This window comes from Campylobacter sp. JMF_14 EL1 (assembly GCF_027737585.1).
Lineage (GTDB): Bacteria > Campylobacterota > Campylobacteria > Campylobacterales > Campylobacteraceae > Campylobacter_B.
This window is the reverse complement of sequence record NZ_JAOVTW010000001.1, coordinates 501,858-516,966: the sequence shown is the minus strand read 5'-3', so window position 1 is coordinate 516,966 and position 15,109 is coordinate 501,858. Positions and strand designations below refer to the sequence as shown.

At 42.4% G+C, this 15,109-nt stretch carries 14 protein-coding genes; 2 read left to right on the top strand and 12 right to left on the bottom strand.

Annotated elements, in window-relative coordinates; genetic code table 11:
• The first annotated feature begins 58 nt into the window (after positions 1-58).
• Positions 59-610, top strand: a complete 552-nt coding sequence (locus tag OFN73_RS02615) for a hypothetical protein (protein ID WP_270862112.1) — start codon at positions 59-61, stop codon at positions 608-610.
• Between the two features lie 124 nt (positions 611-734).
• Here the strand turns inward: OFN73_RS02615 and OFN73_RS02610 are convergent, their stop codons facing one another.
• Entirely contained in the window at positions 735-1,838 is a 1,104-nt protein-coding gene (locus OFN73_RS02610; protein ID WP_270862111.1) for an MBL fold metallo-hydrolase, read from the bottom strand.
• A gap of 124 nt (positions 1,839-1,962) precedes the next feature.
• Between OFN73_RS02610 and OFN73_RS02605 the strand changes: the two genes are divergently transcribed.
• A complete protein-coding gene (locus OFN73_RS02605; RefSeq protein ID WP_270862110.1) occupies positions 1,963-3,114 on the top strand; it encodes an NAD(P)/FAD-dependent oxidoreductase in 1,152 nt (383 codons plus the stop codon).
• An 85-nt stretch (positions 3,115-3,199) separates the two neighbouring features.
• On the opposite strand, the gene OFN73_RS02600 is transcribed toward OFN73_RS02605, so the two are convergent.
• The 11 genes from OFN73_RS02600 to petA all read right to left on the bottom strand — a co-directional run bounded on the left by OFN73_RS02600 (position 3,200) and on the right by petA (position 14,973).
• Complete coding sequence (locus OFN73_RS02600) at positions 3,200-3,886, bottom strand: tetratricopeptide repeat protein (protein WP_270862109.1); 687 nt, start codon at positions 3,884-3,886, stop codon at positions 3,200-3,202.
• 75 nt (positions 3,887-3,961) lie between these two features.
• Positions 3,962-4,444 (bottom strand): TlpA family protein disulfide reductase, encoded by a 483-nt coding sequence (locus OFN73_RS02595; protein WP_270862108.1) that lies wholly within the window; start codon positions 4,442-4,444, stop codon positions 3,962-3,964.
• Positions 4,434-5,102, bottom strand: a complete 669-nt coding sequence (locus OFN73_RS02590; protein WP_270862107.1) for an ABC transporter ATP-binding protein — start codon at positions 5,100-5,102, stop codon at positions 4,434-4,436. The genes OFN73_RS02595 and OFN73_RS02590 overlap by 11 nt, the downstream gene beginning before the upstream one ends.
• Position 5,103: 1 nt before the next feature.
• Positions 5,104-6,240, bottom strand: coding sequence for an ABC transporter permease (locus OFN73_RS02585; protein ID WP_270862106.1), 1,137 nt, complete (start codon positions 6,238-6,240; stop codon positions 5,104-5,106).
• The gene (locus OFN73_RS02580; RefSeq protein ID WP_270862105.1) at positions 6,227-7,471 is read right to left on the bottom strand and encodes an ABC transporter permease; all 1,245 of its coding nucleotides are present in this window, start codon (positions 7,469-7,471) and stop codon (positions 6,227-6,229) included. The genes OFN73_RS02585 and OFN73_RS02580 overlap by 14 nt, the downstream gene beginning before the upstream one ends.
• Entirely contained in the window at positions 7,471-8,853 is a 1,383-nt protein-coding gene (locus OFN73_RS02575) for a Fe-S-containing protein (RefSeq protein ID WP_270862104.1), read from the bottom strand. The genes OFN73_RS02580 and OFN73_RS02575 overlap by 1 nt, the downstream gene beginning before the upstream one ends.
• A 527-nt stretch (positions 8,854-9,380) precedes the next feature.
• Positions 9,381-9,902: an iron transporter gene (locus OFN73_RS02570; protein WP_270859954.1), complete on the bottom strand. Its 522-nt coding sequence runs from the start codon at positions 9,900-9,902 to the stop codon at positions 9,381-9,383.
• Positions 9,899-11,917, bottom strand: a complete 2,019-nt coding sequence (locus tag OFN73_RS02565; protein WP_270862103.1) for an FTR1 family iron permease — start codon at positions 11,915-11,917, stop codon at positions 9,899-9,901. The genes OFN73_RS02570 and OFN73_RS02565 overlap by 4 nt, the downstream gene beginning before the upstream one ends.
• A 243-nt stretch (positions 11,918-12,160) precedes the next feature.
• A complete protein-coding gene (locus OFN73_RS02560; protein ID WP_270862102.1) occupies positions 12,161-13,186 on the bottom strand; it encodes a c-type cytochrome in 1,026 nt (341 codons plus the stop codon).
• Between the two features lies 1 nt (position 13,187).
• Positions 13,188-14,447 carry a cytochrome b gene (locus OFN73_RS02555; protein ID WP_270862101.1) on the bottom strand — a complete coding sequence of 420 codons (1,260 nt, stop codon included), beginning with the start codon at positions 14,445-14,447 and terminating at the stop codon, positions 13,188-13,190.
• A 10-nt stretch (positions 14,448-14,457) separates the two neighbouring features.
• On the bottom strand, positions 14,458-14,973 hold the full coding sequence (gene petA, locus OFN73_RS02550; RefSeq protein WP_270862100.1) for a ubiquinol-cytochrome c reductase iron-sulfur subunit: 516 nt from the start codon (positions 14,971-14,973) through the stop codon (positions 14,458-14,460).
• Positions 14,974-15,109 lie beyond the last annotated feature (136 nt).

Sequence of the window (15,109 nt, the reverse complement as noted above, 5' to 3'; positions counted from 1 at the left end):
TACCTTGCGTTTTTTTTCGTTACAATGACATAAATTTTAATTTATTGGAGATAAAAATATGACAATTATATTAAAGGGCTTTGAACCTATTTTTGGAAAAGTGTTGTTTTTAGGAACTTGCGTTGGAAAAACTTCAATGGACTATGATTTTTACTATATGGATAAAAGAAATAAATTTTGGGACTTAATCGATGAAATATGCCTTACAGATAACTTTTTTGCTTCCAAAAGAGACGAATATATAAAAAATTCTCAAAATAGAAATGGCATAAAAAAGGATATTATTGATAAGTTAAAAGAATTTGGTATTGGTATTTCTGATATTATAGAAAGTTGCGAGAATACGACAAATTCAAGCGACGGTGGAATAATTCCCGAAAGCATAGTATATAATAAAAAATTGTATGATTTAGTCAAAAAGGCTGATATAATTGTCCTAAATGGTAAAAAAAGAACAAATGATGAATTTAAAAAGGCTATCAAAGAAAAACAAATTAATGTAGATAATAAAAAAGTTATTCCAATAAATAGTTCAAGTGGTGCTAATAATAGAAACAAAGAAAAACGAAAAAATGAGTGGAGAGATATTAGTAAATATCTAAAAAAATAAGTATCGTAGGGTGGGCAAGGATGCCCACCCTACGGTTTTTACTCAAATTTACAATTTCTGTGAATTATCCTTTTTAAAATACGCAAAAAACGCTAACAAAATCAGCACTAACCCCAAAACCCAGCTACTTCACGCCTTCCCACCATCTGTTTTGTGGTAAATTTGACAGGTTGAAAACCTCCCCCACAAGTGGCGTTGTGATAGTGTATTTCGCCCCAGCTTCCTTACTAGCGCGCACCAAACGCTCCATAGGCTCGCTCCATTTATGATACGCCAAATCAAATTTCGCCCAGTGTATCGGCAAAAGCACGCGCGCACCAAGCACGCTGGCGTTTTTCGCGCTTTGCTCTGGCATGGAGTGGATCTGCGCCCAGGCGCGGTTGTAGGCGCCGTTTTCTAGCATGGCGATATCAAAGTGTCCGTATTTTTGCGCGATTTGCGCGAAATGCTCGCCATCTCCGCTATCGCCTCCGTAAAAAATCCTAGCCTCATCGGCGATAATCGCATACGAGCCCCACAGCGTGGTATTTCTGTGAAATCTACCGCTAAAATGTCTAGCGCGTTCGAGCGTGAAGCTCACACCATTTACGCTTGCGCTCTCTTCTAAATCCAGTTCCGTAATTTTCGCGTCATTTACGCCCCAGCGAAGCAGGTGGGCGCGCACGCCAAGAGGCACGATATAGCGCTCTGCTTTGGCGTCAATCTCCCTGATAGCGCGCATGTCGAGGTGATCGTAGTGATCGTGGCTGATTATCACGCATAGCCCCTCTGGCAGGTCAGAAATCCTAGGCGTTATCTCATACGCAAATGGCGCACCACCCACGAAAATGGGCGAGGCGCGGTAAAATACAGGGTCGGTGATGACATTTAAATCATTTATGCGAAATAGCACACTCGAATGCCCAAACCAGACAAAATCGCCGTTTTTGAGGGCGCTAGGCTCGAATTTCACGCTAGGAAGCGCGCGGGAGGGGTTTTTGCCCTCGGGGGTAAAAATCATATCATAAAGCCAGCTTAGCATGCTTGGCATTTCATCGCTGGTCGCTAGCACCGTAGGCTGGGCGTTTTCGAAAGTTTTGCCATTATAAGCCTTGCTGGCGCGGATTTTCGCCATAGAAATCTCATCTGGCACTCCGCCAAAAACAGGGTGAAATTTCACGAAGCAAAGCACGAGCGCGCCTAAAAACAAAACCGTAGCAAAAAACCAAAAAATCGATTTTAAAATCATTTTTTCCCTTTGAAATTTTTGGTTTATATTAGCGAAATTTTGAAATTTTGCTTAGACAAATTCTCCAAATTTATTGCCCAATTTTGCAAATTTTAGTAAAATGCGCCCAAAAATAGGAGAAATTTTGATTTACGATGTGATTATTGTGGGCGCGGGTGCGGCTGGGCTTTTTAGCGCGATAAATTTGCGTGCAAAAAGCGTTTTGATTGTGGAGAAAAACGCCTTAGCAGGGCGCAAAATCTTAGCCAGCGGTGGTGGGCGGTGCAATATCACAAATGCAAATTTGAGTGCGAAAAATTATTTAGGAGATGAAAATTTTATCTCGCAAATACTGCGCCGACTAAGCGTAGATGAGCTTTTGAGCGTGTTTGCGCCTTTGGAATTTGGCTTAGAAAAAAACGCTCAGTATTTTTGCAAAAACCACTCGCGCGCAGTGTTACAAAAACTACTATCTATGGCACAAAAAACCTGCGAAATTCGCACAAATTGCGAAATTTGCGAAATTTCAAAGAGTGGCGAAATTTTTAATTTATTTAGCGTCAAAGGCGAGAAATTTTGCGCCAAAAATCTCATAATCGCCACTGGCGGGCCTAGTTTTAGGGCTCTTGGCGCAAGTGATAGCGCGCTAAGCTTTGCGGTGAGTTTTGGCATAAAGTGCGAGAAATTTCGCCCAGCCCTCGTGGGGCTTTGCGTGCAAAAGAGCGAGTTTTGGTTCAAAAATCTAAGTGGCGTGAGCCTTGGCGTGCGCGCAAAGCTCGCAGGGCGCGAGATCGCAGGGGAGGCGCTATTTACACACAGAGGCATTAGCGGGCCTGCGATTTTAAATGCGTCGCTGTTTTGGAGAAGTGGCAAAATTACTCTAAATTTCGCCCCAAATCACAATATGAAAAGCCTAGAAAAAGCCCTAAATGGCGGGAAAAAACAGCTTTCGAGTTTGCCGTTTTTGCCAAAACGCTTTGTTTTGGAGTTTTTGCGCTCGCAAAATTTGCAGGATAAAATTTTTTCAAAATATAGCGAAAGTGAGTTAGAAAAAATCGCGCGAATTTTCTCTTACGAGTTTGCCCCTGCTGGCACTTTTGGCTTTGAAAAGGCCGAAATTAGCGCGGGTGGCGTTTGCACGGACGAGCTAGGCGCGGATTGTGAAAGCAAAAAAATCCCCGGGCTGTATTTTGCGGGCGAGTGCATAGACGCATCTGGAATGCTTGGAGGATATAATCTGCATTTTGCCTTTGCTAGCGCTCTTTGCGTGGCACGCGCGATAAATTCTAAAATTTAGCGCGTGAAATTTGGCTAAATTTGGCTAAAATTTGCAAATTTGACAAATTTTAAAATTCGCCAAATTTCGCAAATTTAGCCCAAAATTATCGCTCAATTTTTTCGATTATGATATCGCCTGATTTTAGGCCTTCGAGCGTGGTTTTGGCCTTTTCGTCGTCTTTAAACTCGGCGCAGTAAATCTCCAAATACTCAATCCCTTTGGCGTTGTTTTGATTCATTAGCTCGATTGCCGCAAGTGCCAAATACGGGCGTTTTGCGCCAAGTTCGGTGGCGCGAGATAAAATCTCTTTTGCCTTGTCTGTGCGAGTGGAATTTAGCAAAAACTCGCCATAAGTCGTTAAAACCTCGGCGTTTTGGCTATCGCGCGCTAGTATTCTCTCATAAATCGCGTCGGCTTTTTCCTTCGCACCCAGCACATCGAAATTGTGTTGGGATACATAAATTTGGGCGAATTTCATATCGAATTGCGTGCGGTCTTTGGCGTCGATTTTATCGGTGATGATCTCTTTGTTTATGTATTCAAAAACGCTCGCCATTAGCACGGAGTCGTTGTATCCTTGCTCGGCTTCGTCCTCGCTGTCAAATTTCAGCGGATACTCGCAGGCGTGTTTGCACAGCGCGTCGGAGTATTCGTAGAGTTTGGCGATGTCGAGGTTCGCACCTCCATTAGGATTTTTTTTCATTATAGCGTCGTTTGAATACGCGCTATACGGCTCGGCGCAAAGTGCGCTAAATAGGGCGAAAATCGCGATTAATATGCGGTTTGTCATTTTCTTATCCTTAAATAAAAAAGTTACTAATTCTAGTGGAAAAATTTAAATAATTACTGAATTTAGGCTAAATTTTTAAATTTCATTTTCAAACGCACTTTTCGGATACAGACCGATTAGTTTTTTTACCATTTTTCCGTTTTTATCATATATCAGCGAGGTTGGCGTGCCAAATATCCCGCCAGCGACATTTGATAGGTATTTCACAGAGGCTGGTGCGCTAAGCGTAGGGAATTTTACCCCTTTTTCGCGCGCGGTTTTCAGATCCGTTTCTAGCTCGCCACTACCGCCTAAAACGCCGATTACAAGGGCTTTTTGCGAGGCGTGGATTTCATTTAGGATAGGGGTTTGCGCCCCGCACGCTCCGCACGAAGCCGTGAAAAAAAACAAAATCACAGGTTTGTCGTTTCCACCCACGCTAAAAGAGCGAGTTTTAGGGTCAAATTTCGTCGCGATACTCTCGCCATTTAGGGCTAAATGGCGTTTTTCGCCATCGCATGCGCCAAGCATTAAAGCGCACGCTAGCCCTAGCGCAAATTTTAAAATTTTAAATTTCATTTAAAACCTCGATTTTATCTAATTTGCCGTGCCTTAAACGCACGATTTTATCGGCGTATTTGCCTAATTCTTCGTTGTGCGTAACGAGTATGAGGCTCTTTCCTTCGGCGCGCAGTCCCTTAAAAAGCTCCAAAATCACAGCCTCGTTCGCCTCGTCTAGATTGCCCGTAGGCTCATCGGCGATGATGATATCAGGCTCGTTGATTAGGGCGCGCGCGATACATAATCGCTGCTGTTCGCCACCACTGAGTTCGCTTGGTCTGTGCGTTATCCTATGGGCTAAACCGACCCTTTCGAGCGCCATTTTTGCGCTTTTTTCATCGACGCAGGAGTGGTAGTATTGATTTAGCATGACATTTTCAATGGCGTTTAGGTATGGTATGAGGTGGAATTGCTGAAAAACTAGACCGATTTTTTTGCGACGAAATTCTAAAATTTGCGCTTCATTTAGCGAGCTAGCATCATCTCCGCCTAGCAAATACTCGCCCTTTGTGGGGCTATCCATCAAAGAAAGGATATTTACAAGCGTGCTTTTTCCACTCCCGCTTGGCCCCATTATGCTCACCCACTCGCCCTTTTTCACGCCAAAGCTAATGTCATCTAGCGCCTTTACATCGCCAAAATATTTACAAATACCATTAAATTTTAAAATTTCCATATTATTCCTTTAATAAATTTGCCAAATTTGGATTTAGCGCCCGTTTTATGGGATAATAACTTGCACTAAGCGCGAAAATCAGCGATAAAATCACCGCCATTACAAGCCCTATAAATCTAAAATCCACTCCGCTATAAAATAAAATTTGACCCAAAATTATGGCTAAAAAATACCCGATTATCGCGCCAAATACTGCCCCGCTAACGCACAAAAGCAAAATTTCGCCCAAAATTATGTGAAAGATATTGGCTCTGTTTGCGCCGATAGCGCGAAGCAGGGCGAATTCTTTAATGCGAGAGAGTAGGACCTGGCTAAGGCTAGTGTTTATGCAAATCGAGGTTATGGCTAAAATCGTAAAGCCACTTAGTAGCATTAAAAGCTTGATTTTATCTAGGATTATGCCTTGTGTTTTGGATACTTTGCCCACGACATTAAAGCTCATTTTCTCATCGCTCAAATTGCGAGAAATTTCGCTAAGACCCTTAAAATCGCTATCTACAATCGCTTCGGCGTAGTTGATTTCGCCTTTGGCATTAAAGATATTTTGCGCCAAATTTAGCGAGATTAAAAGCAAGCTATCTTCCTTGCCTCCGTCAAAAACAATGCCCTTTATGCGGACTTTGTGAGTGAAATTTGCACTTGCGTTGTGCGGAGAAATGCCGATTTCATCGCCAAGCTTCACGCCTAAAATTTTGGCTAAATCCTCGCCGATTAGGGCGTTTTTATCGTCGAAATCCACTCTGATTAGCTCGCCCTCTTTGAGTTGCAAAAATGGCATTGTTTTTGCCAAATTTGAAAACTCCACGCCCATTACCACAGCCGAATTTACCCCTAAATTCGCACTTTTAAATAGATAGCTATTGTGCGCTTTGAGATTTGGAATTTTTTCAAATTTTGCCTTTAGCTCATCTTCGCTAATGATAAAATTCTGCGAGGAATTTGGCGAGATTATCAAATTTGCCCCATAAGAGTTTAATTCTCCTGCGACTTTTTTGTCGATATCTGCCCAGATATTCACAAACGCCGCGCAAACTGCCGCGCCAAGGGCGATTGCGATAAAAATCACAAACGAGCGCAAAGAGTTGGCAAAAATGCTTTTTAAGACTATCGTGCGATAAAATTTATTATTTTCTACCATATAAAACCTCCGCTGGTGGCAGTTTTAGCGCGCTACGAAGTGGTAAAATCGAGCCGATTAGACAGATTACAAACCCAAATGCAATGCTTAGTGGCAAAACTAGCAGAGCAAAGCCCAAAAATGAGCCAAAGATTTGCTTAGCGATAATCTGACTTGCTAAGTATCCCGCGCTCGCCCCTAAAATCGAAGCAAAAAGGCAAACGACGAGGGTTTCGGCGATGAATTGCAAATATATGGCCAAACCGCTAGCCCCAAGCGCCTTTAAAAGCCCGATTTCCTTTTTGCGCTTGAAGGTTTCGTTGCTAAGCAAGCTTGCTATGCAAATGCTAGAAATGATGAGCGAGAGGATACTCACCACGCCCATTAGGCCTTGGATTTTTTTGGTGATTCCGCTCTGGGCTTCGCTCACGCTAAGAACTGCTTTGGCGCTTGCGTTTGGGAAATCCTCGGCGATTTGGTATGCTATGGAGCTAACATAGGCTGAGCAATACCAAGTATCGTGCTCGACGGCGTCTAGGCTGTCTAAATTGCGCCTAGCTTTTACCGATAAATCATCTTCTGGGATTGTCATTGCAGATACTTCTGCTTTGGCGATTTGACCCTCGCGGTGAGTGAGCTTTTGCACGAAGCCCAAATTCGCGATGATTTTACCACTGTATTCCTCCGCATCGTGCAAAATCCCCACCACACGCACAGTGTAAATGCCTAGATCAATCTCATCGCCGATTTTTAAACCCAGCTTTTCGCCTGCGATGACTTCATCATTTGCGCCGTCCTTTGCCCACTCGCCACTAACGCGCCAAAATGGATAAAGGTGTCTTACCCCGACTCTAAAATCAGGCTCATCACTCACTCCTGCGGGTCTGTCGAAGTATGTCCCAACGACCTCGAATTCATCGATTTGCTCGGATAAAAACGGCGCGTAGCTTGTGATATTGTTGCGCCAAAAAATCTCTTTGATTTTGACTAAATCGCTTTCGGCTAAAAAATCATCGTTCGCAAGTGGCGAAAAATCGCGCCCTGCAATTTCGATATTTAGGTTAGCAGATCTGGGCAAAACCACGATATTTGCGCCATATCTTCCAAGCTCACTTGCTAATTTGTCGCCGATTTTAAGCGTGATATTTAGCATGCAAGCGATTAAGCCAACAGATAAAAAAATCGTCAAAAACGCTAAAAATTTCGACTCCTTAGCCCCAAAAATCGAAGCTTTTAAAATTCTAAAAAACATTATTTAAGCTCCTTTAAAGTGCCGTTTTCATCGACGAAATTTTGCGGGTTAAGGGTGAAAATTTCCTCGTTTTTTTCGTTTTCAAAAAAGTAAATCCTGCCATAATACAAATAGCTAAATTTCGATGAATTTGAAATTTGCGCGCGCGATACAGGGTCGATGACCTGTTTTTCGACGATTTCGCTAAAATAGCTTGCCCCGCTTAAAATTTCGCTAAGTGCGATTTTTACGCGCTCGCCGTCAAAGTCAAATTTCATAGGGATTGGGTTGCAGCCACCCATTTTACCCACACTTGGCAAGAAAATTCGCACATTGCACGCTATGCAGATTAGCTCGCCCTTTTTTTTGACATAGCCCATATCTCCACAAATCGAGCAGGCGTCAAACACCGCAACCGGCGAGAGATGAGTGCTAAATTTATTTAGCAAAAAAAAGCGGATTTTATGCCCATCATCGCTGATATAGGCGTATCTGTGAAGACGCCCGTCTTGCAAAGCCTGCGCGTCAAAGACAAACTCGCCATTTACGGGCTCTACGAGCGTGGGTGTATTAATCGTAGGCGGGCGAGAAGCTACTAGCAGATAATAGAGGCTAATAGCGCAAAATAGGGCGCAAAGTGTGAGTGTGCAGAGGAAATTGCGCCAAATTTTAAACCTTGCGCTTTTGTTTATACGCCAAGCGATGATATTTTCATCTCGCGCTAGTTTTTTAGGGGCTAAATTTAGGTAGAAAATCCCCATAAATAGGGCGATTGCGCACAAAATCAATATTAAATGCTGGTTGTTGTGGTAGATGATTTTGGCGATTATGCTTAGAAATTCGCTCGAATTTATAAATTTTAGCGAGGCGAAATTTGCGAAGTATCCGCCCTGCCTAATCCCTAGCCCCACAAATCCGAGCTTAGCGATGAATAAGAGGGCGCAGGTTAGGGTAAGGGCGGCAAAATTTGCGCGCGCTCGATTTTTTAAAATTTCGCTATAAAGCAGGTAAAATAAAACTAGGCACGAAAGAGCCAAAATCACCATAAAAAGGTTGAGAATAGCCCTGCTATCAAGGAGTTCGGTGCTAAAAATTTTGAAATTTGCGCTGATTAAAAAATACTCAAAACAGGCGCAAACGCCAAGGGCAAAAATGCAAAATTTGGCTATTTTCGCAAGGCAAAATTTAGCGCAAAATGGCAGTAAAAATAGCGCAATCAAGGCCAAAATATCAAAGAAAATTTTGCCTTCTTGCGCGATTAGACTATGATTTAGCGCGCTAAAACAGGCGCCCCCAAACACTGCTCCAAAAAAGGCAAATGCAAAATCTTTTTTGCCAAAGTGCGCGGCGATGATAAATAGTGGCAAAAATGCCAAAACAAAATGGTAAAAAAATATCGACAAAACTGCAACCTAAATGTGAAATTTTAGAGCTGTTTGAAATAAATGCAAATTTAAAATTTAAATTTTGTCTAATTTGTCATTGCGAGAATTTTGCGTTAGCGAAATTCGTGGCAATCTACGAATTTAAAATTCCTTGCGCTAAATTTGCTGTCATTGCGAGCGAGTGTAACGAGCGTGGCAATCCAGAAAAATTTAAATTCAAAATTCAACCTAAATTTTGCATTGAACGATTTTTTGAATTTAACCTGCGCCGTGAAATTCTCTGTAAGGGGGAGGGCGCGCTTTTTGCGAGACGCTACCCTCCCCTGCATTTAATTCACACGCAAAAGCGCTGTTCGCGCCTTTTGCTCCGTGCGAATTTCCCCTGTAAAACCTTATAAGTGGCTAAATTTTAAAAAGCGTTGCTTTTTAAAATTTAGCTGGTTTTATTTTTACGGAAATGCTTCGCATTTCTCACAACGCCAAATTTGCAAATTTCCTTTTTTCAAACACTTCTAAAATTTCACCCAAAAAGGGTGAAATTTTCGTTATTCTTTTGGAGTTCCAGTATATGCAAATGTGTATTTCACATCAAATGCGCCCCACCATTTACCCACGCCTGTGGCCTTGTCAGCGTGGCGACCAAAGCCGTTTGCGCCTGGGTTTTCGATATGGAAAATCAGCTCATAATTTCCCACGCCATTTTCCATTTTGACATTTGCGCCATAGTGTGGGCCGTCGCTTGCGACCATTGGCATGAAATTTCCCTTTTGGATTTTGCCGTTATCTAGGTTTTTTAGCTCGTAGCCGATTTTTAGGTATGGGATCCACTCGCCCTCGCCAAAGCCGTTTGCATTGCCCTCGATCGCGTGGATATCAGCCTCTAAGTGAATATCAGCTAAGCTAGGGGCTAGATCAATGCCCTTTGGCTCCATATCGATTGGTTGTAGATACACAGCGGCGATCTCCATGCCGTTCATTTCGACTGGTTCGCCGATAGGTTGCTCGCCAGCGAAGGCGATACTTGAAGCAAGGCTTAAAGCCAAAACTGATGAAAATAATTTTTTCATAAATTCTCCTTTGAAATAGATTTGTTTTTTTGCTTGATTATCAAAATTCCAACTATTAAAGCTACGATTAGCGCAGCTTGCGGGATAAGGCTCTCTTTGTAAGGGTAAAATCCTAGCCATGTAATCGTAGGCAAGCCCTCGATTATGCTTGGCGTAAATACCTTGCCCTCGACTAGCTCCATTATTCCCTTGCCGACAAAGACAATCGACATATAAAAAATAATCGCCGAAGTTATCATAAAAAACGGCTTGATTGCGATGCGAAGCGAGAATTTTTTGATTAGGATATAAACCACGAGCAGTGCGATTACACCCACGACAAATCCCGCACCCACCATACCTAGCGCGCTCGGAGTTTTAGCGTCAATTATGAGCGCTAGATAAAACAGCACCGTCTCGGCTCCCTCGCGATATACCGCTAAAAAGACCATCCACCATAGCATTTTGCCGTCTTTTTCGCTCAGGCTCTGCGAAATCGCGCCACTGATATACGCGCTCCATTTTTTCGAATTTGCATTTGAAAGTAGCCAAAACCCGACATAAAATAGCAATCCCACGGCTACTAGCATGACTGCGCCTTCTAGGATTTCGCGACTTTGACCTGCTTTTGCGGCGCCAAAAATCGCACTTATGCCCCACGCTGTGGCAAAACTAAGCACAATTGCGACCGCAAGCGCACTATAAACGATTTTTAGTTTTCCCTCGTTACCTGATTTGATAAGTAGGGCGATGACGGCAGCTACGATGATTAGGGCCTCCATACCCTCGCGCAAAATAATTATGAGCGAGTATAAAAACAGATCCCATGCGCTAGAATTTTGCGTCAAATTTAGGCTCTCTTCAAGTTGCGCAAAAAGCTCGTTTTGCGCTGCGATAATCTGCTCTTTTGGCGCGCCGGAGCTAATTAGGGCTGAAATTTTATTAAAGCTAGCCTCGGTGTCAAGTTTGAGTTGGGAGTTTTTCGCCCCCACGAGGGCTTCCATGCCACTTTCTTCGTATTCGTCGAAGTAGATATTTCCGCTCTCATCGATTGCCTCATCGGTTTTGCCAGCCTCATACAGAGCCAAAACCTGCGCCATTTTGGATTTTATATTTGCTACGGTTTGGCTAAAATCTGCATTTTGCGCCACTTCGCTTTCGCTAGTCTCTTGCGCGCTTTGTGGGGCTAGGGCGTAAGTTTGGCTAGGCAAATTTTGCGTGGCGCTAAGAAGCAAATCATCTAAATCTTTTAGAGATTGGTTAAATTTCGCTTCGCCCGTATTTAGGCTATCGCGCAATAAATTTGAGATAATTCGTTGAATCATTTGGTCGTTTTTGCTAGAAACATATTTTCGCACGACCTCTTCGAGGCGAGTGTTGCGATAAATGTCAAATTTAGCTTTGTTTAGAGCCGATTTTAGCGCGGTTTCGTCTTTGTTATCAAAGGCAGTTTTTGCATTATTTAGCTCGGTGATGAAATCATTATAAACGCTAAGCCATGGAGAATTTGGGTTGGAATTTGGGGCTTGATTTTCCGAATTTGCACCTGAATTCGCACCCGAATTTGCACTAGAATTTTGCGTAGCGTTTGGAGCAGAATTTTCGCTTTGATTTGCGCTAGTTTGAGGCTGTTCTTCGCCCTCGTTTTGGTATTGTGCGACTAGTTTATGACCGCTTTCGATGACTGGCAAAATTTCAGTGATTTCGCTATTTAGCTTTGCTATCATAGCCTCGATTTCGCCCCTTGGAGTGCCTGCTTTAAAGGCTTTGCGGATATTTCCAAACTGTTTTTCCATAGCGTAGGATTTTTTCTGTCCTAAATTTATGCGAATTCCAGCTTCTAAATTTTCAAAATGGCTAAAATACGCCTCTTGGGTTAGTTTGCGCGCTGTTGCGCTATCGCCGCTATCATACGCGCTCAAAGCCTGCTCAAATTTAGCCTTTATCGCCTGGGCATGGACTTGGTAATCTGCGCCAAAAAGCGATGATAAAAACAGAAAAATCAGTAAAAAAGATGATTTTAGGATAAATTTCATAACCTACCTTTTTGCTAATTGGTTTCAAAATCAGTTTGGGATTATACAGCAAAATACTTAAACTATAATAAAAACTCTTATCAAAAATAAGTCTAAATGATAGCCGAAATTTAGCCAAATTTATGGTAAAATTTATATGAATTCAAAATCGAAATTTAGCAAAATTTAAAGATTAAATTTGAGAAAATTTATTGAAATTTAGGGGATAAATTTAAAAGTAGTCGGCGAACCGACTACTTAGTTTTAGTGAAGTTTCGACCAAACTTTGCTTTTCCAAAGTCCAGCGAAAACTGATAAAATCGCGAAATATAGCATTATGTAAAGTGCTGTTTTTTCGCGCTCATCTTTTTTGCTATCGCCGACTTCTTCGAGGTAGGCGACGACTTGATTTTCAGCTTCTTGTGTCAAGCCAACGCGAGGCATAGATGTGCCCGGGAGTTTCTTTTGTGTATCGTTGATAAACTCGTGCAAATAATCAGGCAGTTTCGAGCGAATCATCATTGATAAATCTGGCGGAGTAGAGCCCATGTAGGCTGCGACTTTCTCCATATCGCTTGTGACTTTGCGACCAGCATACTTGACATCGTGGCATCTTTGGCATGAGTCCTCGAAAACCTGCGCGTTTTCCATTGCGCTTGGTGCGATTGAGCGTAGATACGCTACGATATCTGCGATTTCTTGGTTTATATCATCGCCAAGTCCGTAAAATGCTGGCATTGGGTGTGGATTTTCATCGCCAAATTTATGATCTAGCTTCATCGCCATTACAGGATCTTTGATAAGAGCGGCTAGGAATTTTGGTGAGTATAGATATCCTGCACTGCTAAGATCTGGTGGATTTACGCCATAAGCTTCGCTAGCACTTGTCGCGTCCATTGGAGCGTCCATGCCAAGCTTGCTTACGCCGTGGCATGCCACACAACCTGCGTTCATAAAGGTATCAGCGCCTCTTGTGGCGTCACCTTTGATAATGTCGATTTTGTTGATCTCGTCCCAAAATAGCGTAACTTTGTCTTGCTGATTTTTCGCGTCTTGAAGCGTTCTAGTCGCACTTGCGATCATACCCTCATCGCCTGAGTTTTGGGCTGTTTCTAAGGCTTTTTGCGCTTTTTCGACATTTGTAGTAGCAAGCGTGATATCCTCGGCTGCAAAGTCATAATTAGCAGGATCGACATGCGGGCTAAGTCTAGTATGAGCAAAAGGCTCAATCATCCAGTATAAAACCGCTACTAAAACAACGAGTATTGCTAATGTTTTTATCTCTTTCATCTTAACCTCTTTTCTTTCTTTCTGCGATTGTTATCAAAGGCAAGACAACTACTATCAATGCGATATAAAGTATCGATAAAATAAAGCCCCAATATGTATTTGGCATGCCAAGCTCTGCGCCGTCTGCTGGGAGTTTGCCAAATAGGCTTAAAAGTATCATATCGATTAGTAATACCCAAAACCAGATAAAATATGCTTTGTTTCTGTGAGCTGGGGCTACGACAGAGCTTCTATCCATCCATGGAACTATCATTAGTGAAACGCCAGCGAACGCAAACGCCATAAGTCCGATATCTGCTGCCTTTAATGGTCCAACATCGAAGAAAAATCCGCGTAAAATTTCATATTGCCACAAGAAATACCACTCTGGGTAGATATGGTTTGGTGTTTTGAGGCTGTTTGCAGGGTCGAAATTTATCGGATCCATTGCGAAATTGAATTGAAAGCCAACCAAATAGAAGAAAAATATCATAAAGATTGAGAGATATAAGAAGTCTTTTGATAAAAATCCTGGCCAAAATGGAATTACTTTTGCACCTTTTGTATCGCCATTTAGGAATTTTTCACTCTCTACCTCAAAATCGATTTCCTCGCCGTCTAGGTTATTGACATGAGGGACACGAAGTGCGTAGAAGTGAAATGCAATCACTGAAATTACGACTATCGGAAGCAAGCAGACATGAAGCATAAAAAATCTTGTCAAAGTCGGATCGCTTACAGCATAATCGCCTCTGATCCACTCGACCACAGCTGGTCCGATGACTGGAATTCCGCCGAATAAATTTGTAATAACCATAGCCGCCCAGTAGCTCATTTGTCCCCAAGGAAGCATATATCCGCTAAAAGCTTCGGCTGAAAAAAGTATGAAAAGTAGCATACCGCTGACCCAAATCATCTCTCTACCTTGCTTATATGAGCGATAATAAAGTCCTACAAAAGTGTGGATATAAATCACCAAAAATACGACCGAAGCAGCCACTGCGTGGATATGTCGCCATAGCCAGCCATATTCTACCTCTTGCATGATAGTTTTATTTACGCTATCAAATGCGAGTGCTGCGTCAGGTTTGTAATACATTACAAGCATTAAACCGCTTACGAAAAGCACGATAAATAGCGTCATCAAAATAACGCCCATAGCCCATAGAAAGCTGATGTTTTTCGGAATCCAATACTCCGTCATCATAACTTTCATAAATTTATTAACAGCAAGTCTTTGATCTAACCAATCCAAGATGCCTGTTGATTTTCTTACATGCATATCAATCCTCCTACGCTTTGCCCATTAGAGCTTGATATTCAGGCCCCTCTTCGCCAAGGACAAGTTTAGTTCCGTCGATTTTAAACGGAGGTATATCCATGCCGCGTGGTGGCGGACCAAACACAGCTACGCCGTCAGTGTTGAAAACGCCACCATGGCAAGCGCAAACGAATTGTTTAGAAGCTGGTTTGTAGCTAGGGATACAGCCCAAATGCGTGCATAGACCGATACAAAGCGTGTATCTATCGCCGCCTACGACGACATCTCGTTCATCGTTTTTGCCCATATCGGCTGTCTTTTTGAGAATAAATATTGGCTTTTTGCGCCACTCTGTTCTGTATAGCTCTCCGTCTTTAATCGGACTTAAATCCACAGTCGTTACACCGGCTGCTTTAACGCTAGGAAGTGGATCCCAGCTTTTTTTCATACCGCCTAATGCAAATACGCCACCCACAGCAGCGACCGCACCAAACGCAAGTCCGATAAAGCCTCGTCTATTTTCACTAAAATCAGATTTAACAGACATCTTTACCCTTTCTTTTTGTGAAATAAAAGGGTAATTCTAGCCAAATAAATATTAAATTTAATTGATTTGAGTTAAGAATTTTGGCTTAAAATGCCTATTTAAGGGAATTATTTAATGAAATTTTAAAATTTAGAGT